We start from the raw sequence: 22,643 nt of genomic DNA on the forward strand, positions 1-22,643 counted from the left end.
TCTCGCATGAATGCCGGAGACCGATCATAACGATTTGTCGATCAAGGCTCAATCTGTAAAGATTATTTTCATATCTGTTTGAGTGCCAATGTTGCCGCAGAGCAGAGGTAGCGAAAGCGCTGTTGATGAAATGCGGTTAGCGGCAGGGCATTTTCCCCGGCATCGGCATAGATGATGGCTACAGCTCCGTGATCGCGGAAAATCGACATTAGCAGCGAATCATTCTCTGGCAGTAAATCACTATAAGCGTCGGGTATGAGTTTACTGTATTTTTTTCTGTTTTCAGCTGTGATCCAGATGCATGCGGGTTTATCACAGAGCTTTTTAAAAAGGCTCGGAATCTGTAAATCTATTTCGTAACTGGCAAAAGGATGGTCTTTTTCAATACCAACGACCTGTGCGGTTTTCATTTTATGGCTTTTTGTATTCACAAGATTAAGGGTAATTCGCTGCAAACCTATGCCTTTGCTAAGCCCTTGCACCAACCCCTGCAGAATGTGAGCTGGCTTTGTATAGAGGTGATAGCCTTTAAGAAAGCGTTCAACAACCTGCTTATAGATGGCTTCATCCAATAGTGTTTCAGCTGTGTGAACGAGTGTTTCAGCGTGAGTTGCTGCTTTTTGGGGCTGAGTTTTACGTGCAGGTTTTTTAGGCTTGGGTTTTTCAGGTAAGGGGTATTTAGTGCTCAGTAACTCCAGCTCGCGGTTGCCTAGTTTATAATTGTTGGGATATGACGATGGGATCATGAGCATTTCAGCCGCGGGCGCCAGTGTGCCGGGAGCATGATATTCCCTGGATGAATCTGCGCATAGCTTATGTAATAGCGCCAATGTTTGGTTGGTATCCAGTCCCAGATAGTCACTGATGATGTCGGTTGTTTTGATGTTGCGCGATGTGCGCCAGCCACGACTGACGATCAGTGATAACCAGTTTGCAAGCTTGATAGGAAAGTGGCGCTCTTGTGTCAGGTGATTAAGGTCGCGCAGTTCTTCTTCGCTTAAACGCGGATCGCTTAGTGCCCGCTGATGCAGCTTAGCGAGCAGTCCTTTTGACGGGGATGTATCGGGATCCTGAGCCTGGATAGTAAGTTCAGAAAAGCCCCATGCTTCAGAAAGCCCCATGGAAATCTGCTGCATGGTGCAGCCCAGCACATCATGCTCGGCAAGCGTCGGATCAATATCTTCTTCCCATATTTTTATGCGAACCTGATGCATATGTAACGGAGCATTCAGCCATAATGCCCATAAACCAATGCTATAAAAGAGAGACGCGAGGTAAACCTCTTCGCTAAAGGGTAGGCGTTTCATCTGTTGCCAGGTACGAGCCTGAACAGCGGCGTGATGGCTGTTCGCTACCATGCGAAGATATTGCTTTTGTTGCACGCTGGAGGGGTTAAGCTTGATTGGCTGTAATGTTTTACAGAGCTGTATCAGAGGGTCGATGCCTAATGATGAAACGGCATGCTCAATACTGCTAACGTGAGAGCCTTTTTGTGCAAGTTTGTTCTCGGCGGCTCTGACAACATGCAGACATAGAACCGGATCAGTGCGAACCAGCGCTGTCAGATGGCTGATCATTGTAGAATCTTTACTGAGCAGTATTTTCAGGCGTTTAAGGCTGCTGGCACGCACAGGGAAGGGCTTGTCCTTTAAAAAGTCGATCCAGGCCTCTGCGCCATATAGAATCTTTTCTTCTTCGGTTTCCTGAATGTGTGCCTGCTCGTCCATTAATACTCTCTTAAATAATAGGCTTATGTAGCTGTTGTTATGGAACTGCCGCTACGCAACTACTATAGTCACTATCGCTTAACCCTGCTCAAGCAGGGAGTTTAAAATACGTTGGTAGCTTTCCATTCGGCTTGCGCTCACCTTGCCGTTCTCGATAGCACCCAGTATAGCGCATCCCGGCTCCTGGTCATGTTTGCAGTCCCTGAATTTGCAATGGCCAATAAAAGGGCGGAACTCGATAAATCCATCCAGGAGTTTTTCGGGTTTAATGTGCCATAGCGCAAATTCGCGGATGCCCGGTGAGTCGATCAAGTCACCGCCTTTAGGAAAATGGAATAAACGTGCTGTTGTCGTGGTATGTTTTCCCTTCCGTGATTGCTCAGAAAGTTCTCCTACCTTTATGTCGACACCCGGCAGTAATACATTAATTAAAGATGACTTGCCGACCCCCGATTGACCCACAAATACACTGATTTTTCCGTTTAACTCTTCCAGGAGTGGGTTTAACCCCTCTTCAAGAGTCGTCGAAGCCATCAGGACCCGATAGCCAATTTTGCGGTATCGCTCTAGCAGATCTTCAATTTCTTGTTGATTATCAGGGGTGATCAAATCAGATTTGTTTAACAACAGCACGGGTTCTATACCGCTCAGTTCCGCGGCGACCAGATAGCGGTCAATCAAATTGGCGTAGGGGGTTGGTTCAACGGCAAAAGTGATGATCAGGCGATCAATATTGGCAGCCACGGGTTTGAGTTCGCCGTGGTTAGTCGGGCGAATCAACTCGCTGCTACGAGGGAGGGCGGCGACAACAACACCGTGCTCTAAGCCTGCCCGCCAGACAACCCGATCGCCGGTAACCAGTTGGCCTAAGTGAGTGCGCAGGTGGCAGCGAAATATCTGGCCGGCTTTCTCGCCATCAAGCGCCTCAACGTCAACCTGCTTGCCAAAGTGGGAGATGATAAGCCCTTCCTCTTCCGGCCCCAGGTCACCACCTTCTAACTGTTGTTCTACCTTGTTGTCTTTGCGTGCTGCACGGTCTGCACGCTCTTGTTGTACTTTTTCTATGCGCCATGCCTGGCGACGATTAACTTTACGTTTTGACATTAAAAATAACTACCTGGTCATCTCACCGACTAGTCGTGCTTCGTGGTAAGGTATTCTGAATTGTGAAACATTATAGAGTGCTATCTATTTAATTAAGAGGAATATATATGTCGCGTAAAGATAATCTCATCTGGATCGATCTGGAAATGACCGGTCTTGATCCTGATAATGATTATATTATCGAGATAGCAACGATCGTGACGGATGCTAACCTGAACATTTTGGCGGAAGGTCCTTCACTGGTTATTCATCAGCCTGAAGCGGTGATGAAGAGCATGAATGAGTGGTGTGTTAAGCAACATGGTCAGTCTGGCCTGACTCAGCGGGTACGTGAAAGTATCATTACTGAGCGCGAAGCGGAACAACAGACGATTGAGTTTTTGGCTAAGTATGTTGATAAAGGCGCTTCGCCCATATGTGGTAACAGTATTGGTCAGGATCGACGTTTTCTGAATCGCTATATGACTGAACTGGAAAGCTATTTTCATTATCGCAACCTGGATGTCAGCACGATAAAAGAGTTGGCGAGACGCTGGAAGCCGGAGCTGTTAAACAACTTCACGAAGAAAGGTTCACATCTTGCCATGGATGATATCCGCGATTCCATTGCGGAGTTGCAGCACTATCGCGCTACCTTTTTTAAAGAGTAACCGGATCACTCAAATGCTCGTTTCATCATGTATCACTTAGGTATAAACTGCGCATTTGGCAATACAGCAGCAGAGTTTACTGCTACCCGGCAATAAACCTTTTCATTATTAACTAGCCAGAGATTGGCTCGCGAGAGTTGACAGGGAGCAGTGCCGACAGGTAACTGTGCCTTTTCTTATTTAAATATGGACACATCTAACACCTCTTCTGCTACCTACCCCACCCGCAAATTGCCGGGTGACCTGGCAATGTGGATTTTCATTATTGCCGAACTGTCGGTGTTCGCTTTGTTGTTTTTGTTATTCAGTTATTTACGTAGCAGCGACTCCGTGACTTTTCTCGCCGGCCAGCAAACATTACACCCGCTGGCGGGTTTGATTAATACGCTCGCGCTGCTCACCTCAAGTGCATGTGTGGCGCAGGCGGTTAATGCGGTGCGCCAGAACAAATCTGCTGCATTCGGCTGGTTGCTGCTGAGTATTCCTGTGGGTTGTATTTATATCGTCGTAAAACTATGGGAATACCAGCAATTAGTGCGGCAGGGTTTTGACCTTGATACTAATCACTTTTATACAGGCTACTTTCTGTTAACCGGATTTCACTTACTTCATGTTGTTTTAGGGATAGTGATTTTAGGGTTTATGTCAGTCAGATTATGGCGTGGTTGTTATCTTCCCTCGCAGATCAGCGGTTTGGAAAGTGGGGCCTGCTACTGGCATATGGTTGATCTTGTCTGGGTTATTCTTTTTCCGCTTATTTATGTGATTCATTGATGAAACATCCTGTTACGATTTGGCTTGTATTAATTATTCTGACCTTAACCATGTTTATGTTGGGCGAGGAGCGGCCTGGTTCTGAAATTGTCATGTTAGTGCTGTCGATATCCGCGTTAAAGGGTTTGCTGATTGTCGCTGGCTTCATGGAATTAGCCGGTGTGAAACATCTGATCCAACGTGGACTGATGCTGTATTCCCCCGTGCTGGTCCTTTTAATAGCGCTTTTGTTGTTATAACAAGATAGTCAGTAAAGCAGCTGAAACCGGCACTCGATTGTTAAAGATGCCGTCCCTGAAGGCCCGATTGCTTTATCGCTCGGGTAATATCAGCAAAGCCGATGACAGGCCCAATCGCTTCCGGATAAAATCAGATCCGATAGATACCCCAGAGGCTTGATCGAAGTCTATCCGGGAGGGTATCTATAGCATCGTCCCTCACTGGCAGTGATAACCCCCCCTTTAGGATAAGCGGCAAATAGAAGGAGAATATGCAGCGCCTTAATTAATAAAATGTATTTTTAATATATTTTTTAGTTTCACTTGATATTGGTCAATTGTTTCCTGCCCACAACTTTTCATAATAGCCACACCTTAATTTTAATTGTGCAATCTGGCCCTTTGTAGGGTTACGGAGCTTTTTATGAATGAAACGTTCACCAAAGCTATGGCGAGAAATATTTTCTATGGAGGAAGTCTGTTCTTCATATTGGTGTTTCTTGGCTTGACCTACCACACCGAAAAGGTGCTTCCCGAACGGGATCACCGTGAAAACATTACCGAACAGGTGGTTCTGGGCAAAAAAGTCTGGGAAGAAAATAACTGTGTCGGTTGTCACTCTTTGCTGGGTGAGGGCGCTTATTTTGCGCCGGAGCTGGGTAATGTTTATACGCGCTTTGGTGGTAGTAAAGAAGCGATTATGGCTTTCATTAAATACCGTCCTGTGGATGGTATTGAGGGACGCCGCAGTATGCCGCAGTTCAATCTATCTGATCAAGAGCTGGAAGCGGTGGCTGAATTCCTGAAATGGACTTCAGAGATTAACACCAGTAACTGGCCACCAAATATTCAGGGATGAGGCAAAGGAGCATCAATATGAAGTATGAATCTCAAAAGGTTGCACGATTATATTTTATCGCAGCGCTGGGGCTCTTTGTCGGTCAGATCCTATTCGGTCTGATTATGGGTTTACAGTACGTCGTCGGAGATTTTTTGTTTCCAGCGATCCCGTTTAACGTTGCACGTATGGTACATACCAACTTGCTGATCGTTTGGTTGTTGTTTGGTTTTATGGGAGCGGCGTACTTCCTGATTCCCGAAGAATCAGAAACCGAGCTGTGGAGCCCCAAACTGGCGATCGTGCTTTTCTGGGTCTTTTTGGTTGCAGGTGTATTAACTATTCTTGGCTATCTGCTGGTGCCTTATGCACGCCTGGCTGAGATGACCGGGAATGATATTTTGCCCACGATGGGACGAGAGTTTCTTGAGCAACCCTTATTAACTAAAATCGGCATCGTGATTGTGGCGCTGGGCTTTGTATTCAACGTAGGCATGACGGTACTGCGTGGCCGTAAAACGGTTATCAGTACTATCCTGATGATCGGCTTAATTGGCCTGGCAGTGATGTTTCTGTTCTCTTTCTACAATCCGGAAAATTTGGTACGTGACAAGTTCTACTGGTGGTGGGTTGTCCATCTATGGGTAGAAGGTGTTTGGGAATTGATTCTCGGTTCGCTGTTAGCTTTCGTCTTGATTAAAGTGACCGGTGTTGACCGTGAAGTGATCGAAAAATGGTTGTACATGATCGTCGCGATGGCACTGATTACCGGTATTCTCGGTACAGGACATCATTACTTCTGGATTGGTGCACCTGAATACTGGCAGTGGTTGGGTTCTGTGTTCTCTGCGATGGAACCGATTCCATTCTTTATGATGACACTGTTTGCTTTCAACATGGTGAACAAGCGCCGTCGTGAGCATCCTAACAAAGCTGCAATTCTTTGGGCGATGGGTACAGGTGTGATGGCATTCCTTGGCGCTGGCGTGTGGGGCTTCCTGCATACACTGGCACCGATTAACTACTATACCCACGGTACGCAGTTGACTGCTGCTCATGGTCACATGGCTTTCTATGGGGCTTATGCGATGGTTGTCATGTGCATCATCTCTTACGCAATGCCGCTGATGCGTGGTCGTATTGCAAACAGCAATAAGGCTCAGGTCGCTGAGATGTGGGGCTTTTGGTTGATGACGGTATCTATGGTGTTTATCACCTTGTTCCTGACGGCTGCCGGTGTTGTTCAGGTTTGGCTGCAACGCTATACCGACACGCCACTGCCCTTTATGCTTGTGCAGGATAAAATGGCAATTTTCTTCTGGATGCGTGAGGTCGCCGGGGTATTCTTCCTGGGTGGTTTAGGTGTCTATCTATGGAGTTTCTTCATCGGAACCGATGCAGACGCTGCACGTGATAATGCAAAAGTATTGGCAAAAGTAAGCACAAAAGTGCGTGAAGAAAGTCTTCTGGAAACCGCTCGGGCGTAAAGCTCATCTGGCGCTTTGGCTTAACAAAGCAAAGCGCTTCTCTTTTGTTAACACTTACGGAGCTTCTTATGTTTACTGCTAACACAGTTGAGTTGAATCTTGCTGTTGGTAATAAAACTGTGCCTTTTTATCTGCCTCAACACAACGAAGTAGAGCTGTTTACACATGCCTATGAGAACCAGTTACCGGTTTTGATTAAAGGGCCGACAGGCTGTGGTAAAACGCGCTTTATCAGTCACATGGCTCAACGTTTAGGGCTGCCATTGCATACGGTTTCTTGTCATGACGACCTGACCGCTTCTGATTTGGTGGGCCGTTACCTGATCGGTGATGGGATGACGCAATGGCATGATGGCCCATTAACCCGGGCTGTTCGTGAAGGCGGAATCTGTTATCTGGATGAAGTAGTGGAAGCACGTAAAGATACCACGGTAGTCATCCATCCTTTGACCGATGATCGTCGTATTCTGCCGATAGATCGAACCAATGAATTGCTGCATGCACCGAAGAATTTTATGTTGGTGGTTTCTTATAATCCTGGCTATCAGAACTTAATGAAAGGGCTTAAGCCCAGTACCCGGCAGCGTTTTATTTCGATGAGCTTCACTTATTTGAAGCCCGAAGAAGAGCAGCGCGTGATAGAAACGGAAACGGGGCTGGATTCTGCCAATGCGAAACGACTTATCCATTTAGCGATTGGTTTGCGCGGCTTGAAAGATATGGATCTGGAGGAGGGCGCAAGCACGCGTTTGCTGGTCTATACCGCAACCTTAATGAAAGCTGGATTTGATCCTGTTGAAGCCTGTCGGGCAGGCCTGGTGGAGTCGTTGACCGATGATGAAGATACCATTTTGGCGTTGATGGAAGTTGTCAAAGCTAACTTTTAAACTGCTATTTGAGGTCGCCCGATGGAAGAACAGGTAGGTAAATATTGGGATCGGTTGATTAGCCGCATGGCTGATCCTGCCTGGGAGCATGAAGCTGTTACGCTGGAAAGCGTACGTAAGCCTTTGTCTGTATTTTTCCGCACCTTAGGTGGTGACGGTGGCTTAAGTATTCGTGCTTCCATTCAGACTGAGTCTTCGTTGCGACGTAACTGGCTGCAGCGTATGGCGGGCAGCGGTAAGCGTATTTCGCTAGCGTGGCGAAGTGCCGAGACGCTGCACCTGCCTGATCGTATTAATCTATTTCCCAATGCTGAGCTTAATCGTGAGCTGTACTATTGGTTGGCCGCGATGGCGACAGCGCCGGCATACGATGACCTGAGCTGGATTGAGCGTAGTCAGCAGCAAGTGCTTTTTATTTTACAGCGTTATCCTGGACTGGTAGATCGTTATCACCGTTTGGTGACGGCTGCGATTGGCTTTCGTCCTGATCCGAAGCGGCTGAATTCAGAGGAAGGCGCTCAGGAGTGTGATATTCAGCAGGCACTCTATTCGCCGGGAACTATCGGGCAGCTCAGTAAGTGTCAGCGTGATCCGTTACCGGTGCTATTGTGGCTACACCCAACCCCCCCTCAAAGCGCTGTTGCCAATGAAGTGTGCCAGTCTGCCAGCCAGCAAGAACCGTCGTCTCAGGGTGAAACTAAGCAGTCAGAGCAACAGAAAAAGCGTAAAGCAAAACGTAAGAAGGCTGAGAGTAACCAGGGCGGCTTGTTAACCTTACGTCACGAAACCAGTCTGTTCAGTGTGGCGGAGATGGCCAATCTTGATCGTGCTGAAGATGAGGATGATGATCTGCAGGATGCCGAGAATAATGCCAATGAGATGGATGAACTCACCATTACGCGGGACAATAATATCACGGCTAAACGTGTCAGGTTTGATCTGGACTTGCCCTCTGCCCAAGAGGAGGAAGTGATCCTGGCAACGGGGCACTTGCTACCTGAGTGGGATTTCAGAAATCAGGTGTTAGTAAAAGACCATTGTAGCCTGCTGACGATTAAAGCCGCGGTCACTGATTCCGGCGAACTGCCCGACAGACTTAAACCCGCAGCGCGGCGGTTGCGCCGCCAGTTTTTAGCATTAAGGCCTCAATCGACCTGGGTTAAACATCAGGAAGAGGGCAGTGAACTGGATCTTGAGGCTTATCTTAAGTTTCGTGGACAGCGCGCAGCAGGCCAGCAAGTGGAAGAACCGCGTTTGTATTCTGCCTTAGAGAAAAAAGAGCGTGATCTGGCGTGTTTGCTATTGGCTGATCTGTCCTTATCTACCGATGCCTGGGTGGGTGATCAGGCGCGGGTGATTGATATTATCCGCGATAGCTTGTATCTGTTTAGTGAAGCATTACAGCAAACCGGTGACCAGTTCTCCATTTGTGGTTTCTCCTCGCGTTACCGTAATCACGTACGTTTTCATCTTCTGAAAAGTTTTAATCAAGCTTATAGTCGCCAGGTCAGGCAGCAGATTGAAGCGATAAAGCCGGGTTATTACACACGCATGGGGGCGGCGATTCGGCGTTCTACGGAGCTGCTGACTCTGCAGCCGCAAAAGCAGAAGTTGTTGTTGATTCTGACCGATGGTAAGCCAAATGATCTGGATTATTACGAAGGACGCTACGGTATAGAAGATACTCGCATGGCCATTATTGAAGCGCGTAAAGCCGGCTTAATCCCTTTCTGTATTACTATCGATGAAGAAGCTGAAGACTATTTGCCTTACTTATTTGGTCGGGGACATTACACCCTGATTCGACGGGCGGCTGAACTGCCGGCTAAATTGCCGCAGTTGTATGCACGTTTAACCTCTTGAAAAAGAGAAACAATAACGTTATTTAAGCTGAATCGGTGATAGCAGGGTTGTACCCTCTGTTAGTCTGCTGATCGCCCAATCAATGTGTTCAATGACCATTTCTGAGCAGTGTGGGCGCTTGGTTTCTAAGGCTGCAATAATTTCATTTCCGCCGCTGCTGTTGCCTAGCGCTACTGCTATATTTCGCAGCCAACCCTGGTAGCCGGTACGGCGTATCGCCGAGCCTTCGGTACGTTTTAAAAATGTGGCTTCATCCCAGTTAAACAGATCAATTAAAGAGACATCATCCAGCTGGTGGCGTGGATGAAAGTCTGTTTCTGCGGTGTGTTTAGCAAAGCGATTCCACGGACATACGAGTTGGCAATCATCACAGCCGAAAATTCGATTTCCCATCAGGGGGCGCAACTCTTCTGGAATGGCACCTTTTTTCTCGATGGTTAAATAAGAAATACATCGTGTCGCATTTAACTCATAAGGGCCGCTAAAGGCCTTCGTTGGGCAGATATCAAGGCAGGCAGTACAGGAACCACAATGTTGTTTCTCAGTGGGAGGGTCTGTGGGCAATGGTAGATCGATAAATAGTTCACCCAGAAAAAACCATGAGCCTGCATGCCGGTTCAGAATGAGGGTATGTTTTCCCGTCCAGCCAATGCCGGCTTGTTGTGCAATAGGGCGTTCCATCACAGGGGCGCTGTCGACAAAGGCCCGGTAGCCCATTTCGCCTACGGCTTCTGCGATACGCTTGCCTAACTGTGTCAGGCGTTTGCGCATCGTTTTGTGATAGTCCCGGCCCAGCGTATAGCGTGCAATATATGCTTTTTTCGGGGAGTTAAGCACTTTTAGAGCAGAAAATGCCGGTGGTGTATAGTCCATGCGGACACTGATGATACGGCAGCTTCCGGGGACTAATAAGTAGGGATCGCGGCGTTTATCGGCATTAGCGGCCAGGTAGCTCATCTCTCCGTGATGTTGTTTGTCCAGCCAGGACTGTAAGCGTGCAGTGTCCTCTTCAAGGTCGGGATTAACAATGCCGCATTCCTGGAATCCCGCCTCGGCTGCCCAAAGATGGACTTGTTTGGCTAATGCAGCTAGTTTTTCAGAAGACAGCTCTTGGCGAGCTGGCTTGGTTAGTTGAGCCGATGTGGATAAAACAGAATCAGTCACGATCAATACTTGCCTGTTAAGCTATTGCTTCAACTATAATGAAAAGAGTCACCAAGTGTTTGGAAGCGTAAGGTTATGAAAGAGCTACCCGGTACATTATACACAGCTGAGCAAACTCGTTTACTGGATAAAACGGCGATTGAAGAAGCCGGTATTCCCGGCTTTACCTTAATGAAGCGTGCAGGGCGCGCCGTTTTTGCTGAAATTCAAAAGCGTTGGCCGCAGATGAAAACCCTGAGTGTGCTCTGTGGTGGGGGTAATAACGGCGGCGATGGTTTTATTGTCGCCGCGTTGGCGCGCCAGAAAGGCTATGAAGTACAAGCGCGTTATGTCGGGGATGATGAGTTTGCCGGGCGCTTGCGTGGTGAAGCGCGGGAGGCATGGTTATGGGCCAGTGGCGAAGGCGTCCGGTTTCAGCAGTTTCAGCCGGATGAGCCGATAACGGGTGACGTTATTGTCGATGCTTTGCTGGGGACGGGGTTAACCGGTGATGTGCGCGGTGGCTTTCAGCAGGCTGTTAAAATGATAAATCAGCGTACCCGCCCAGTCATCTCAGTGGATATTCCCTCTGGCTTGTGTGCGGACACGGGGCGGGTATTGGGGTGTGCGGTTAAGGCCGATGTAACGGTTACCTTCATCGGGTTGAAACAGGGATTGTTTATGCATCAGGCTGTGGAAAATGTCGGTGAGTTAATCTTTGATAGTTTGCACATTCCTGAGTCAGTCTATGAGCAGGTTTCGGTGAGTGCCTTTCGTCTGGGGGCAGACGATGTTGCCGAATGCCTGCCGAAACGTTCCCGCGCCTCGCATAAAGGAAGCTTTGGTCATCTGTTAGTGATAGGTGGCGATCATGGTATGGGAGGCGCTGCGATTATGGCGGCAGAAGCCGCTTTGTCCTCAGGTGCAGGAAAAGTGACGCTGGCTACCCGTACGGAGCACATTAGCGCCGCATTAATGCGTTGTCCTGAAGTGATGGTGCAGGGTGTCGAATCAGGTCATGAGTTACTTGCCTTGATCGAACAGGCCGATGTTATTGTGTTTGGACCTGGGTTAGGGAAAAAAGCATGGGCAGAACAGATGCTGCAGGCTGTCTGGGAGACCCGTCTGCCAGTCGTTATCGATGCGGATGGACTCAATATGTTGGGGGAAAAAGAGAAGTTTCAGCAGCTATCCCGAAAAAACTGGATATTAACACCTCACCCGGGTGAAGCGGCGCGCTTATTAAAAACCGAGGTGCCGTTATTACAAAGAAATCGAATTATGAGTGCCACTGAGTTACAGGCAGCCAGCGGAGGCACAGTGGTATTGAAGGGCGCAGGTACATTGATTACCGACGGTGATGTGATGCATTTATGCAATGCGGGTAATCCTGGTATGGCATCGGGAGGGATGGGAGATGTATTATCCGGTATTATAGGCGCTTTGTTGGCGCAAAAACTGAGTCCGGTTGATGCGGCGCGTGTGGGTGTCTATGCTCATTCTGCGGCTGCGGATCTTTGTGCAGCAGAAAACGGGGAGCGGGGCTTGAAAGCGACAGAGCTTATACCTTATGTTAGATTGATTCTAAACGGAAAAATATAACTACAATGCAGCAGTTGACGAAAATACAACAACGCCACTTTGCTGAAGATGAAGCGGCGATGGAATACTTCGGTGCGCAGTTGCTGCTAGCCATGCAGCATCAGGGCGTGGTTTACCTTGTTGGTGACTTGGGAATGGGTAAAACAACCCTCTGTCGCGGTGTTATCCGTGCGGCCGGGCATCAGGGGAATGTGAAAAGTCCGACATATACCCTGGTAGAGCCTTATGAGCAGGAAGGTGGCACCATCTATCATTTTGATCTGTATCGATTGATGGATCCTGAAGAACTGGAGTATATGGGAATTCGGGACTACTTTGGTGATACCAGTTTGTGCCTGGTTGAGTGGCCGGATAAAGGGGAAGGCCTGTTGCCTGAAGCAGATTTGCTGGTGACGCTGGAGGTGCAGGCACAGGGGCGGGCTATTATCTGGGAAGCTTATACTCAAAAAGGACGTGTTGCTGCCGATAACCTCAACAAGCAGCTTTTGTTACAATAACTGAATAAAGAGATTATACGACAAACTTAACATGATGAAGAATCTGAGAAAGTTCACAGGGTGTATTTTGACCATCGCTTATTTGTTGGTTGCTGGTCACGTGTCAGCGGCTGATATTAAAAATGTGCGTATGTGGCTTGCTCCGGATAATACGCGTCTTGTATTTGATTTAAATGGCCCGGTAACGCATAAAATATTTTCACTGAATAACCCTGATCGTCTGGTTTTGGATATCAATGATGTTGCTCTGAAAACGCGGTTATCAAAGCTGAATCTCAAAGGGAGCCCGATTAAGCAAGTACGTACCAGTATGAATGGAAATAATTTGCGTGTTGTGCTGGATTTGAGTCAAACGATCCGGCCAAGAAGTTTTGACCTTAAACCCAATGAGCAATACGGGCACCGACTGGTGCTTGATCTGTTTAATCCTGAAAAAGAAACCGTCGTTAAAACAGCCACTCCTGAACGTAAAGGCGCACAGTTGCGGGATATCGTCATTGCGATTGATGCCGGGCATGGTGGTGAGGATCCGGGTGCAATTGGCGCCGGGCGAGTACGTGAAAAAGATGTCGTTTTAGGGATTGCCAAAGAAGTGGACCGATTAATCAACAACGAAAAAGGTTTTAAATCGGAACTGGTTCGCAAGGGAGATTATTACATCAGTCTGCGTGGCAGAACGAAAGAAGCCCGCAAGATAAACGCCGATCTTTTTGTTTCTATTCATGCCGATGCGTTTAAAGATTCCAGAGCGCGGGGTGCGTCGGTTTGGGTGCTGTCTAACAGGGGGGCCACCAGTGAGGTGGGTCGTTGGCTGGCACAAAAAGAAAACAGTGCTGATTTGATCGGCGGAGTGGGCAGCGTTAGCCTGGAAGATAAGGACGATGTACTGGCGGGCGTGTTGTTGGATATGTCTATGACCGCCAGTCGCTCGGATAGCTTGCAAATAGCCAGTAAAATTCATGGTAATGTTAATAAATTCGCTAAAATGCATAAGTCGCGCGTCGAAAGTGCAGGCTTTATGGTGTTGAAATCACCCGATATTCCCTCCATATTAGTGGAGACAGGCTTTATCTCTAATCCTGAAGAAGCGAGATTGCTGAAAACCAAGGCTTATCAGCAAAAAATGGCTAAGGCTATTTATGAGGGCATTAAATCACATTTTTGGAATAAGCCTCCGGCCTATACATATGTAGCTTATGAAAAAAATGGTGGCGACAAACAATCAGTTCAACGTCACTATCAGGTCGTCAGTGGTGATACACTCTCGGTTATTGCTTCACGTCATGGGATTGCATTGAACGTATTGCGAAAAACCAATGACCTTAAGGGCGATAAAATCCGTATTGGCCAGGTTTTACGTATCCCTACCAGTTAATATTTTCCTGTTTTTATATGGCTTTATAGAGTTTTCATGTCACAAATTCATCTGTTATCTCCTCGATTGGCTAACCAGATTGCAGCCGGAGAGGTGGTTGAACGTCCTGCTTCTGTTGTTAAAGAACTGCTTGAAAACAGTTTGGATGCGGGCGCTACCCGTCTTGAAATAGACGTGGAGCAGGCGGGCATAAAATTGATTCGCATTCGGGACGATGGAGATGGTATCGAAAAGGATGATCTGCCTCTTGCGCTGAGTCGCCATGCAACTTCGAAAATCCATGAGCTTGAAGACCTGGAAGCGGTAGCCAGTCTCGGCTTTCGCGGTGAAGCGTTGGCAAGTATCAGCTCAGTATCTCGTTTGACGCTGACATCAAGGCGGCTTGCCAGTGAACATGCCTGGCAGGTACAAACAGAAGGTCGGGAAATGTCGGCGCAATTATCGCCGGCGGCGCACCCTCAAGGCACAACGGTTGAGATGCGGGATCTTTTTTTTAATACGCCTGCCAGACGTAAATTTCTAAAAACTGAGAATACTGAATTTAAGCACCTCGAAGAGATTGTGAAGCGGCTGGCGTTGAGCCGTTTTGATGTTGCTTTTCAATTAAAAAATAACGGCCGCATCATTCATCAATTAAAACCCGCTTTGCAAAAAGCCGAGCAAGAGCGACGCGTTGCTGCCGTTTGTGGTCCCGCGTTTGTTGAACAATCTTTGCATGTTGATATGAATGCCGAAGCCTCCGGTTTAAGTCTGAAGGGATGGATCGGTTTGCCGACTTTCTCCCGAAGTCAGGCAGATTTGCAATATTTCTTTGTGAATGGGCGCATGATTCGTGACAAGCTGGTGACACATGCGGTACGTCAGGCGTACGCGGATGTGCTTTTTCATGGCCGGCATCCTGCCTATGTATTGTATCTTGAATTGGATCCTTCATTAGTCGATGTGAATGTGCATCCGACTAAACATGAGGTGCGCTTTCGGGAAGGCCGTTTGGTACATGATTTTATATTTCGCTCAATACATCGGGTAATCGGTGATGTGCGCCCGGATGCGGCTAGTGTGCCGGCGCTGCAAGAGTTGGCCTCTGCAGCGGCACCTGTCGAACAGCAATTCAACCAACATTACATGCCATTGCATCAGTCGCGCGAGGTGTCGGGTGTCAATGAACAGCTTGCCTCTTATGGGCAGTTGCATCAGAACCGATCGTATTCATCCCCCTCATCCTCTTCTGATGGCTATTCGGGGCGGGGTAGTCTGTCTCAAGCGCCTGCTGTGGATGCGTCAGAGATTCCGCCGTTGGGTTATGCGACGGCGCAACTGCATGGTATTTACATCGTGGCACAAAATCGGGAAGGAATGGTGCTGGTGGATATGCATGCTGCGCATGAACGAATTGTTTACGAGCGACTCAAACAAGCGTGCGAAACAGAAGGTGTACGCAGTCAGCCCCTGCTGGTGCCAGTGAGCGTAGCGTTGAGTGCCAGAGAGGCTGACGCGGCTGAAGAGTTCGATGGCATGTTTAAAAAGCTCGGCTTTGAGTTGGCGCGTATGGGGGAGGAAACGGTTGTTATTCGTCAGATTCCTGTGACGCTGGCGAAAGCAAATGTCGAGCAGTTATTGCGCGATGTGCTGTCCGATATGTTGATGTTCGGCAGCAGTCGTCGCCTGGAAGAGCATATGAATGAGTTGCTGGCAACGATGGCCTGTCATGGTGCGGTGAGAGCCAATCGACAACTGACAATTCCTGAAATGAATGGGTTGTTACGTGATATGGAAGCAACGGAGCGTAGTGGTCAGTGTAATCATGGTCGTCCTACCTGGACGCAACTGAGTCTGACTGAGTTAGACAAGCTGTTTATGAGGGGGCAGTAGTTGATGACAGATAAGCATCTGCCGCCGGCTATTTTTCTAATGGGGCCCACGGCTGCAGGGAAAACTGATCTGGCGATGCGCCTGACGGAAGCGTTGCCTTGCGATATTATCAGTGTGGATTCAGCCTTGATCTATAAAGGGATGGATATTGGTACGGCCAAGCCGGATGCTCAAACGTTGAAAAATTATCCTCACCGCTTAATCGATATTCGCGATCCATCCGAGAGCTATTCAGTCGCTGAATTCAGAGAGGATGCATTACGGGAAATGGCGGAAATCACCTCAAAAGGCCGTGTTCCGTTGTTAGTCGGCGGCACCATGATGTATTACAACGCATTGCTGAAGGGGTTGGCCTCCTTGCCTGAAGCGAACCAGGAAGTAAGGCAGCAGCTATTAGAAAAAGGTGAGCGCGAAGGTTGGCCTGCATTACATGCACTTTTGGCAAAAGTTGATCCCGCTTCGGCAAAACGGTTGGCGCCTAACGACTCGCAGCGCTTGCAACGAGCATTAGAGGTGTATCAACTTACTGGCCGGACGCTGACCGAGTTGTGGGCAGAGCAGCAGCAGCAAAAACTGCCGTATAATGTGGTTAACCTGGCCATAATGCCTGAAGAACGTAAAACGTTGCATGAGCGTATAGCGCTGCGTTTTAAGTTAATGCTGGAAGCGGGGTTTGTCGATGAAGTGCGTACCTTGTATGAAAGAGGCGACTTGAATCCACAAATGCCATCCGTACGCTGTGTCGGTTACCGCCAGGTCTGGTCTTATCTGGAGGGTGAGTGGGACTATCCGACGATGCTGGATAAGGGTATTGTGGCAACACGCCAATTAGCAAAAAGACAAATTACCTGGCTGCGAAGTTGGGAAAACTTGCACTGGTTGGTGACTGAAGATAAAGATATTCTTAAACACAGCTTGAAATTGTTCGACGCAGCCATTATATAATGCTGTGGTTGTACGATTTTGGTGCTGTGCACAAAATAGGTACTTAAGATCCAGTCTGGTATTAATGACCTAACATTATAATGAAGTATTCATCTGGAAGGAGTTTCCAATGTCAAAAGGGCAGTCTTTACAAGACCCTTATCTGAACATTCTGCGCAAAGAGCGTGTTCCCGTGTCAATTTTCCTGGTAAATGGTATTAAGCTTCAGGGACAGATCGAATCTTTTGATCAGTTCGTGATTTTGCTGAAAAATACTGTAAGCCAGATGGTGTATAAACACGCTATTTCTACAGTTGTTCCATCTCGTCCGGTGAAACTACCGCCGCCTGATGAAACACAACCTGACTGAGGTATAAACTGATTGTTTTTTGAACGTCCTGAATCTGGTGAAAAAGCCATTCTTGTTCACATGGATATGTCTGCTAAGGCTATTCAAGAATCTCCGCGCGAGCTCGAAGAGCTCGCTTTGTCTGCCGGAGCTGATCCTGTTGAGATATTAACGGGAAGTCGTCACAAGCCTACGGCAAAATTTTTTATTGGTACGGGCAAGCTGGAAGAGTTGAGGCAACTCACGCAGCTCCATGAGGCTGAGTTGGTTATTTTTAACCATTCATTGACGCCAGCCCAGGAAAGAAATATTGAGCGTGTCATTCAATGTCGGGTACTGGATCGCACAGGTTTGATATTGGATATATTCGCACAGCGCGCGCGAACTCATGAAGGTAAGTTGCAGGTTGAGCTTGCTCAGCTTGAGCACTCATCGACACGTCTGATAAGAGGCTGGACTCACCTTGAGCGCCAAAAAGGTGGGATTGGTTTGCGTGGTCCGGGTGAAAGTCAGCTTGAAACTGACCGGCGTCTACTCAGGGCGCGCGTTAAAACCATTCTGGCTCGTCTGGAGAAAGTGCAGTCGCAGCGTGAGCAGGGGCGTCGATCCCGGCAGCGGGCGGCTGTGCCTACTATCTCTCTGGTGGGTTACACTAACGCGGGTAAGTCGTCATTATTCAATAAGATGACTAATTCTGATGTGTATGTGGCCAATCAGTTGTTTGCCACGCTTGACCCCACTTTGCGGAAAATCGAGTTGGAAGATGCGGGTCCGGCAATCCTTGCGGACACGGTGGGCTTTATTCGTCACTTGCCGCATAAGTTGGTCGAATCTTTTCGTGCCACATTGCAGGAAACCACTGATGCAACGCTGTTGTTACATGTAATTGATTCATGTGATGATGATCGTCAGGGGCATATCGATGAAGTTGAGCGTGTATTGAAGGAGATAGGTGCGGATCAGGTTCCAGTGCTTCAGGTTTATAACAAGATTGATCTGATGCCCGGTCAAAAAGCGCGTATCGACCGAAATAGTGCAGGTGAGCCCGTCCGGGTGTGGTTGTCAGCCGTGACTGCTGAAGGTGTCGATCTGCTGTTGAATGCTGTAAATGAGCGGCTGTCGGATGATGTGTTTCACGATACAATCACTCTGAAGCCGAAAGATGGACAGTTGCGCGCTCATCTGTATGCTCAGAATGCGGTATTAGGTGAGCAGATTGATGAGTATGGCGACATGCATCTTGAGGTTCGTATGCAGCGGAAAGACTTACTGCAGATTTTAAGTCGTTTGGGTATGCCGACTGAACAATACCGTGTAGAAGAGGTCTATTAAGCAGCTTTTACATTGAATTCAATAAATTTTAGGTATCTAACGGAGAACTATATGGCTTGGAACGAGCCTGGCGGCAATGGTAATGGTCAGGATCCTTGGGGTGGCGGTGAAGATCGCAACAGTAAAGGTAATCGTGGCAAAGATCAGGGGCCTCCAGATCTGGATGAAGCGCTTCGCAAATTGCAGGACCGGTTGAACGACCTGTTCGGCGGTTCGGGTAAAAAAAGTGGCGGTGGCGGTGGCGGTTCTTCTGCCGGCAGCAGTGGCGCTTTTATTTTGGTAGTGCTGGCAGTAGCGATCCTTGCGTGGGGTGGTATGGGATTCTATACCGTCGATCAGCAGGAGCGTGGCGTGGTGCTTCGCTTGGGTAAATTCAGTGAGACTGTTAACCCGGGTCTGCAGTGGAACCCGCCTCTGATCGATGATGTGACGATCGTTAATACGACTCGTGTACGTAGTCATGAACACCAGGCGTTAATGCTGACAGAAGATGAAAATATCGTCGATGTTTCCGTGACCGCTCAATATGTAGTTGCAGATCCTAAGGGATATGTATTAAGCGTTCGTGATCCTGATAGCAGTCTTGCGAGTGCGTCAGAGTCTGCTCTGCGCCATGTAGTTGGCTCATCAGAAATGCATTCGATTCTTACTGAAGGTCGTGAAATTTTGGCTGTTGAGGTGAAAGAGCGCCTGCAGAGGTATATGACAGACTACAATACCGGAATTTCAATCACCCAGGTTAATATCAAAAATGCTCAGGCGCCAAGTCAGGTACAGGATGCGTTTGATGATGTAATCAAAGCGCGTGAAGATGAGCAGCGGGTTAAAAACCAGGCTCAGACATACGCTAACGGTATTGTTCCCGAAGCGCGTGGTACTGCGCAGCGAATGCTTGAGGAAGCGAGTGCTTATCGAGAGCAGGTTGTTTCGAAGGCAGAAGGTGAATCAAGACGTTTCACTGCTTTGTTATCAGAATATCAAAAAGCCCCTGATGTAACGCGCGAGCGTCTCTATCTTGATACGATGCAGGATGTATTGGCGAGTAATCCGAAGGTGCTGGTCGATGTTGAAGGTGGTAATAATATGATGTACCTGCCAGTGGATAAATTAATCCAGAATAGCGGTAGCCGTCAGTCATCCGCTGCTTCCGGTAATTTACGTTTAGATGATCAGTCATTAAGGAATGTGACCAGTCAAGTGGTCGATCAGATAAGGCAGAATCAGACAACAACCCGCAGGGAGGGTAGACAATGAGCAGTAAAACGCTATTTTCAGTCATCCTGGCAGGTATAGTTGTACTCATTGCATCTAAATCTGTTTATATCGTCAAAGAAACAGAACGTGCAGTAAAGTTGCAGTTTGGTGAGATTGTTGAACCGGATATTAAGCCAGGTTTGAGCTTTAAGATCCCGTTTGTTAATACCATCCGTAAGTTTGATGGACGTGTTCTGACACTGGATAGTCGTCCTCAGGCGTTTTTGACTATTGAGAAAAAGCGTTTGATCGTTGATGCCTTTTTGAAATGGAAAATTAACAGCGTAGAGACTTACTATACAGCAACCTCGGGTGATGAGTTCCGGGCTGCGGATCTGCTCTCTGCTCGTGTAGAGAACGAACTGCGTAATCAGTTTGGTGCGCGCACGTTGAATGAGGTTGTTTCCGGAGAGCGTGATGACGTGATGACGGAAGTTATCCGACGCCTAAACGAAGTGACTTCAAATGAGCTGGGTATCAGTATTATTGATGTTCGGGTTAAGCGTGTGGAATTGCCACCTGAAGTATCCAACTCAGTATATGAAAGGATGCGGACTGAGCGTGAGCGGGAAGCACGTGAATTACGTTCGCGTGGATTTGAGTTGGCTGAAGGTATCCGTGCTGACGCTGATCGTCAGAAAACGGTTTTGGTTGCTGAAGCCTATCGTGAATCTGAGGGTTTGCGTGGTGAAGGGGATGCGAAAGCGGCTTCAATTTATGCTGATGCGTACACTAAAGACTCTGAGTTTTATTCGTTTACGCGTAGTTTGAGAGCGTATACTGAATCATTCTCAGGTAATGGCGATATTATGCTGCTGAAGCCTGATAGTGAGTTCTTCAAGTACTTGAGAAGCTCTGTAGGCGGTAAGGAATAGTATAAAGTTGCAGTATTAGGCAGGAATCAACTGCACTTTGTATGTGATTCCATGTTAAAATTCGTAAAACCGGGCTTAGTCCCGGTTTTTTTATGTTGAGTGTGGTGGTCGGTGGCAGATGTCGTCAGAATTCTGGTATGAAATCGCAATAGCTTTCTGTCTGGTGATGATTTTAGAGGGAGTGTTACCCTTCCTGTACCCCGGTCGTTGGAGAGAAATGGTTGAGCAGCTTTCCACTATTAATGATCGCACACTACGAATTATCGGTTTGCTGAGCATGCTTGCGGGCGTGCTGGGCCTCTATTTGATTCATTAAAAATAGCTACTGGAGTTATACATGGCATTGGCTGATCGTTGGCTGCTTCCTGACGGTGTTAAAGAGATGTTGCCATCTGGTGCACGTCAGGTTGAGGCATTACGCCGTAAGTTACTGGATCTGTATGATAGCTGGGGTTATGACCTGGTAATGCCGCCATTGATGGAGCATTTCGAATCGCTTCTGACGGGGGTGGGTAAGGATCTGGAGCTCAATACCTTTAAGCTGGTTGATCAGTTAACCGGTCATACCTTGGGTATTCGAGCGGATATTACGCCCCAGGTTGCCAGAATTGATGCGCATCGTATGCATGTCAAAGGCGCTAACAGGCTTTGTTATTGCGGGTCGGTTTTACATACGCATTCGGCGAATATGCTGGCATCGCGTAACCCGTTGCAGGTGGGTGCTGAATTATATGGACACGCTGGAATAGAGAGTGATATTGAAATTATTTCTCTGATGCTGGAGACGCTGTATGCGTCAGGCTTGCACGATGAATTAAGTTTGGATCTCGGGCATGTGGGTATCTTTCAGGGGCTTGTGATTGAGGCGGGCCTGGAAGCATCAGTGGTCGCTCAATATATGGAGTTGTTGCAGCGAAAAGCGATGCCTGAGTTAGCAGAGTTTCTGGATTCAATAGATGTAGATGCCCAATTGCGCAGTCTGCTGGCGGTGCTTCCAACGCTCAATGGTGGTCTGGAAGTATTGGCTGAGGCGCGTGAGGTGTTTGCGGGCGCGCATCTATCGATACTTGAAGCTGTTGCCTATCTGGAGCAATTGGCTTCGATGATCCAGCAGCGATATCCGGCAGTGGATTTGTACTTTGACTTGGGTGAGTTGCGTGGTTATAACTACCATACGGGGGTCGTTTTTTCAGCGCTAACCCCTGTGTTCGGTCAGGCGATCGCTAAAGGTGGTCGTTATGATGCGATTGGTAAAGATTTTGGTCGTGCGCGCCCGGCAACGGGATTTAGTGCAGATCTGAAAACATTAGCAGATCTGTCTGTCGGTCAGAATGGGGATATAGCAACAGGTATTTTGGCACCAGAGGGCAGTGATGCTGCTCTGATGCAGAAAATTGCCGATTTACGTTCTCAGGGAATGAGGGTTATGCAGCAGTTGCCTGGTGATACGGTTACTGATGCGTCGAACTTTAGCCGAAAACTGGTTAAGCAGGGTGACGAGTGGGTCTTTGCGGCTCTGTAATCACATACGATTAACGTTAATAAACTAGAGACAACAATGGGCAATAACGTAGTTGTTTTAGGCACTCAGTGGGGCGATGAAGGCAAGGGTAAAATTGTCGATTTGCTAACTGAGCAAGTATCAGCAGTCGTTCGTTTTCAAGGCGGACACAATGCTGGGCATACATTGGTCATCGACGGAAAGAAAACCGTTTTGCATTTAATACCCTCAGGTATTTTGCGTGAAAAGGTTTTGTGCCTGATTGGTAACGGTGTAGTGCTGTCACCTGAGGCTTTATTGAAAGAGATGCGCGGTCTTGAAGCGGCTGGCGTGCCTGTGCGTGAGCGTTTAAAGCTGAGTCCTGCTTGTCC

General features: G+C 48.0%; 22 protein-coding genes. 19 read left to right on the plus strand and 3 right to left on the minus strand.

All coding sequences use genetic code 11. The features are described 5' to 3' along the window. Positions 1 to 68 precede the first annotated feature (68 nt). Together ABY436_RS05140 and rsgA are read right to left on the minus strand one after the other, a co-directional pair. A complete protein-coding gene (locus ABY436_RS05140; RefSeq protein ID WP_372737948.1) occupies positions 69 to 1,727 on the minus strand; it encodes an HDOD domain-containing protein in 1,659 nt (552 codons plus the stop codon). A gap of 78 nt (positions 1,728 to 1,805) precedes the next feature. Then, the gene (rsgA, locus tag ABY436_RS05145) at positions 1,806 to 2,831 is read right to left on the minus strand and encodes a small ribosomal subunit biogenesis GTPase RsgA (protein ID WP_372737949.1); all 1,026 of its coding nucleotides are present in this window, start codon (positions 2,829 to 2,831) and stop codon (positions 1,806 to 1,808) included. 107 nt (positions 2,832 to 2,938) lie between these two features. Between rsgA and orn the strand changes: the two genes are divergently transcribed. The 7 genes from orn to ABY436_RS05180 all read left to right on the plus strand — a co-directional run bounded on the left by orn (position 2,939) and on the right by ABY436_RS05180 (position 9,548). Further along, entirely contained in the window at positions 2,939 to 3,481 is a 543-nt protein-coding gene (gene orn, locus ABY436_RS05150) for an oligoribonuclease (RefSeq protein ID WP_372737950.1), read from the plus strand. 186 nt (positions 3,482 to 3,667) lie between these two features. Further along, positions 3,668 to 4,255: a cytochrome c oxidase subunit 3 family protein gene (locus ABY436_RS05155; RefSeq protein ID WP_372737951.1), complete on the plus strand. Its 588-nt coding sequence runs from the start codon at positions 3,668 to 3,670 to the stop codon at positions 4,253 to 4,255. Continuing rightward, positions 4,255 to 4,494, plus strand: coding sequence for a cytochrome C oxidase subunit IV family protein (locus tag ABY436_RS05160; RefSeq protein ID WP_372737952.1), 240 nt, complete (start codon positions 4,255 to 4,257; stop codon positions 4,492 to 4,494). The genes ABY436_RS05155 and ABY436_RS05160 overlap by 1 nt, the downstream gene beginning before the upstream one ends. Before the next feature lie 403 nt (positions 4,495 to 4,897). Beyond that, a complete protein-coding gene (locus ABY436_RS05165) occupies positions 4,898 to 5,332 on the plus strand; it encodes a cytochrome c (protein ID WP_372737953.1) in 435 nt (144 codons plus the stop codon). A 17-nt stretch (positions 5,333 to 5,349) separates the two neighbouring features. After that, on the plus strand, positions 5,350 to 6,798 hold the full coding sequence (locus ABY436_RS05170; RefSeq protein WP_372737954.1) for a cbb3-type cytochrome c oxidase subunit I: 1,449 nt from the start codon (positions 5,350 to 5,352) through the stop codon (positions 6,796 to 6,798). A gap of 68 nt (positions 6,799 to 6,866) precedes the next feature. Further along, entirely contained in the window at positions 6,867 to 7,685 is an 819-nt protein-coding gene (locus ABY436_RS05175) for a CbbQ/NirQ/NorQ/GpvN family protein (RefSeq protein ID WP_372737955.1), read from the plus strand. A gap of 21 nt (positions 7,686 to 7,706) precedes the next feature. Next, positions 7,707 to 9,548: a nitric oxide reductase activation protein NorD gene (locus ABY436_RS05180; RefSeq protein ID WP_372737956.1), complete on the plus strand. Its 1,842-nt coding sequence runs from the start codon at positions 7,707 to 7,709 to the stop codon at positions 9,546 to 9,548. Positions 9,549 to 9,566: 18 nt separating this feature from the next. On the opposite strand, the gene queG is transcribed toward ABY436_RS05180, so the two are convergent. Then, on the minus strand, positions 9,567 to 10,712 hold the full coding sequence (queG, locus tag ABY436_RS05185) for a tRNA epoxyqueuosine(34) reductase QueG (RefSeq protein WP_372737957.1): 1,146 nt from the start codon (positions 10,710 to 10,712) through the stop codon (positions 9,567 to 9,569). A 75-nt stretch (positions 10,713 to 10,787) separates the two neighbouring features. On the opposite strand from queG, the gene ABY436_RS05190 reads away from it, so the two are divergent. The 12 genes from ABY436_RS05190 to ABY436_RS05245 all read left to right on the plus strand — a co-directional run. Then, complete coding sequence (locus tag ABY436_RS05190; RefSeq protein WP_372737958.1) at positions 10,788 to 12,293, plus strand: NAD(P)H-hydrate dehydratase; 1,506 nt, start codon at positions 10,788 to 10,790, stop codon at positions 12,291 to 12,293. Between the two features lie 5 nt (positions 12,294 to 12,298). Further along, complete coding sequence (gene tsaE / locus ABY436_RS05195; protein WP_372737959.1) at positions 12,299 to 12,790, plus strand: tRNA (adenosine(37)-N6)-threonylcarbamoyltransferase complex ATPase subunit type 1 TsaE; 492 nt, start codon at positions 12,299 to 12,301, stop codon at positions 12,788 to 12,790. A gap of 31 nt (positions 12,791 to 12,821) precedes the next feature. Next, the gene (locus tag ABY436_RS05200) at positions 12,822 to 14,165 is read left to right on the plus strand and encodes an N-acetylmuramoyl-L-alanine amidase (RefSeq protein ID WP_372737960.1); all 1,344 of its coding nucleotides are present in this window, start codon (positions 12,822 to 12,824) and stop codon (positions 14,163 to 14,165) included. A 36-nt stretch (positions 14,166 to 14,201) separates the two neighbouring features. Continuing rightward, positions 14,202 to 16,037, plus strand: a complete 1,836-nt coding sequence (mutL, locus tag ABY436_RS05205; protein ID WP_372737961.1) for a DNA mismatch repair endonuclease MutL — start codon at positions 14,202 to 14,204, stop codon at positions 16,035 to 16,037. Positions 16,038 to 16,040: 3 nt separating this feature from the next. Next, complete coding sequence (gene miaA, locus ABY436_RS05210) at positions 16,041 to 16,982, plus strand: tRNA (adenosine(37)-N6)-dimethylallyltransferase MiaA (RefSeq protein ID WP_372737962.1); 942 nt, start codon at positions 16,041 to 16,043, stop codon at positions 16,980 to 16,982. 109 nt (positions 16,983 to 17,091) lie between these two features. After that, on the plus strand, positions 17,092 to 17,331 hold the full coding sequence (hfq, locus tag ABY436_RS05215) for an RNA chaperone Hfq (RefSeq protein ID WP_372737963.1): 240 nt from the start codon (positions 17,092 to 17,094) through the stop codon (positions 17,329 to 17,331). A 12-nt stretch (positions 17,332 to 17,343) separates the two neighbouring features. Then, positions 17,344 to 18,642, plus strand: a complete 1,299-nt coding sequence (gene hflX / locus ABY436_RS05220; protein ID WP_372737964.1) for a ribosome rescue GTPase HflX — start codon at positions 17,344 to 17,346, stop codon at positions 18,640 to 18,642. 51 nt (positions 18,643 to 18,693) lie between these two features. Further along, positions 18,694 to 19,896 carry an FtsH protease activity modulator HflK gene (gene hflK, locus ABY436_RS05225; protein WP_372737965.1) on the plus strand — a complete coding sequence of 401 codons (1,203 nt, stop codon included), beginning with the start codon at positions 18,694 to 18,696 and terminating at the stop codon, positions 19,894 to 19,896. After that, positions 19,893 to 20,771, plus strand: a complete 879-nt coding sequence (hflC, locus tag ABY436_RS05230) for a protease modulator HflC (RefSeq protein WP_372737966.1) — start codon at positions 19,893 to 19,895, stop codon at positions 20,769 to 20,771. Before hflK ends, hflC begins: the two co-directional genes overlap by 4 nt. A gap of 118 nt (positions 20,772 to 20,889) precedes the next feature. After that, a complete protein-coding gene (locus ABY436_RS05235; protein WP_372737967.1) occupies positions 20,890 to 21,087 on the plus strand; it encodes a DUF2065 domain-containing protein in 198 nt (65 codons plus the stop codon). Between the two features lie 21 nt (positions 21,088 to 21,108). Then, positions 21,109 to 22,293 carry an ATP phosphoribosyltransferase regulatory subunit gene (locus tag ABY436_RS05240; RefSeq protein WP_372737968.1) on the plus strand — a complete coding sequence of 395 codons (1,185 nt, stop codon included), beginning with the start codon at positions 21,109 to 21,111 and terminating at the stop codon, positions 22,291 to 22,293. Positions 22,294 to 22,329: 36 nt separating this feature from the next. Then, positions 22,330 to 22,643: adenylosuccinate synthetase (locus ABY436_RS05245; RefSeq protein WP_372737969.1), on the plus strand; the 314-nt coding region annotated here is incomplete at its 3' end.

Source organism: Neptunomonas sp., from assembly GCF_041601355.1.
In the GTDB taxonomy this organism is placed as follows: Bacteria; Pseudomonadota; Gammaproteobacteria; order Pseudomonadales; family Balneatricaceae; genus Neptunomonas.

What these genes read in the sequence shown, in the direction of transcription:
- ABY436_RS05140 (WP_372737948.1), bottom strand. Translation starts at nt 1,727, where the DNA reads ATGGACGAGCAGGCACACATTCAGGAAACCGAAGAAGAAAAGATTCTA.
- rsgA (WP_372737949.1), bottom strand. Translation starts at nt 2,831, where the DNA reads ATGTCAAAACGTAAAGTTAATCGTCGCCAGGCATGGCGCATAGAAAAA.
- orn (WP_372737950.1), top strand. Translation starts at nt 2,939, where the DNA reads ATGTCGCGTAAAGATAATCTCATCTGGATCGATCTGGAAATGACCGGT.
- ABY436_RS05155 (WP_372737951.1), top strand. Translation starts at nt 3,668, where the DNA reads ATGGACACATCTAACACCTCTTCTGCTACCTACCCCACCCGCAAATTG.
- ABY436_RS05160 (WP_372737952.1), top strand. Translation starts at nt 4,255, where the DNA reads ATGAAACATCCTGTTACGATTTGGCTTGTATTAATTATTCTGACCTTA.
- ABY436_RS05165 (WP_372737953.1), top strand. Translation starts at nt 4,898, where the DNA reads ATGAATGAAACGTTCACCAAAGCTATGGCGAGAAATATTTTCTATGGA.
- ABY436_RS05170 (WP_372737954.1), top strand. Translation starts at nt 5,350, where the DNA reads ATGAAGTATGAATCTCAAAAGGTTGCACGATTATATTTTATCGCAGCG.
- ABY436_RS05175 (WP_372737955.1), top strand. Translation starts at nt 6,867, where the DNA reads ATGTTTACTGCTAACACAGTTGAGTTGAATCTTGCTGTTGGTAATAAA.
- ABY436_RS05180 (WP_372737956.1), top strand. Translation starts at nt 7,707, where the DNA reads ATGGAAGAACAGGTAGGTAAATATTGGGATCGGTTGATTAGCCGCATG.
- ABY436_RS05190 (WP_372737958.1), top strand. Translation starts at nt 10,788, where the DNA reads ATGAAAGAGCTACCCGGTACATTATACACAGCTGAGCAAACTCGTTTA.
- tsaE (WP_372737959.1), top strand. Translation starts at nt 12,299, where the DNA reads ATGCAGCAGTTGACGAAAATACAACAACGCCACTTTGCTGAAGATGAA.
- ABY436_RS05200 (WP_372737960.1), top strand. Translation starts at nt 12,822, where the DNA reads ATGATGAAGAATCTGAGAAAGTTCACAGGGTGTATTTTGACCATCGCT.
- mutL (WP_372737961.1), top strand. Translation starts at nt 14,202, where the DNA reads ATGTCACAAATTCATCTGTTATCTCCTCGATTGGCTAACCAGATTGCA.
- miaA (WP_372737962.1), top strand. Translation starts at nt 16,041, where the DNA reads ATGACAGATAAGCATCTGCCGCCGGCTATTTTTCTAATGGGGCCCACG.
- hfq (WP_372737963.1), top strand. Translation starts at nt 17,092, where the DNA reads ATGTCAAAAGGGCAGTCTTTACAAGACCCTTATCTGAACATTCTGCGC.
- hflK (WP_372737965.1), top strand. Translation starts at nt 18,694, where the DNA reads ATGGCTTGGAACGAGCCTGGCGGCAATGGTAATGGTCAGGATCCTTGG.
- hflC (WP_372737966.1), top strand. Translation starts at nt 19,893, where the DNA reads ATGAGCAGTAAAACGCTATTTTCAGTCATCCTGGCAGGTATAGTTGTA.
- ABY436_RS05235 (WP_372737967.1), top strand. Translation starts at nt 20,890, where the DNA reads ATGTCGTCAGAATTCTGGTATGAAATCGCAATAGCTTTCTGTCTGGTG.
- ABY436_RS05240 (WP_372737968.1), top strand. Translation starts at nt 21,109, where the DNA reads ATGGCATTGGCTGATCGTTGGCTGCTTCCTGACGGTGTTAAAGAGATG.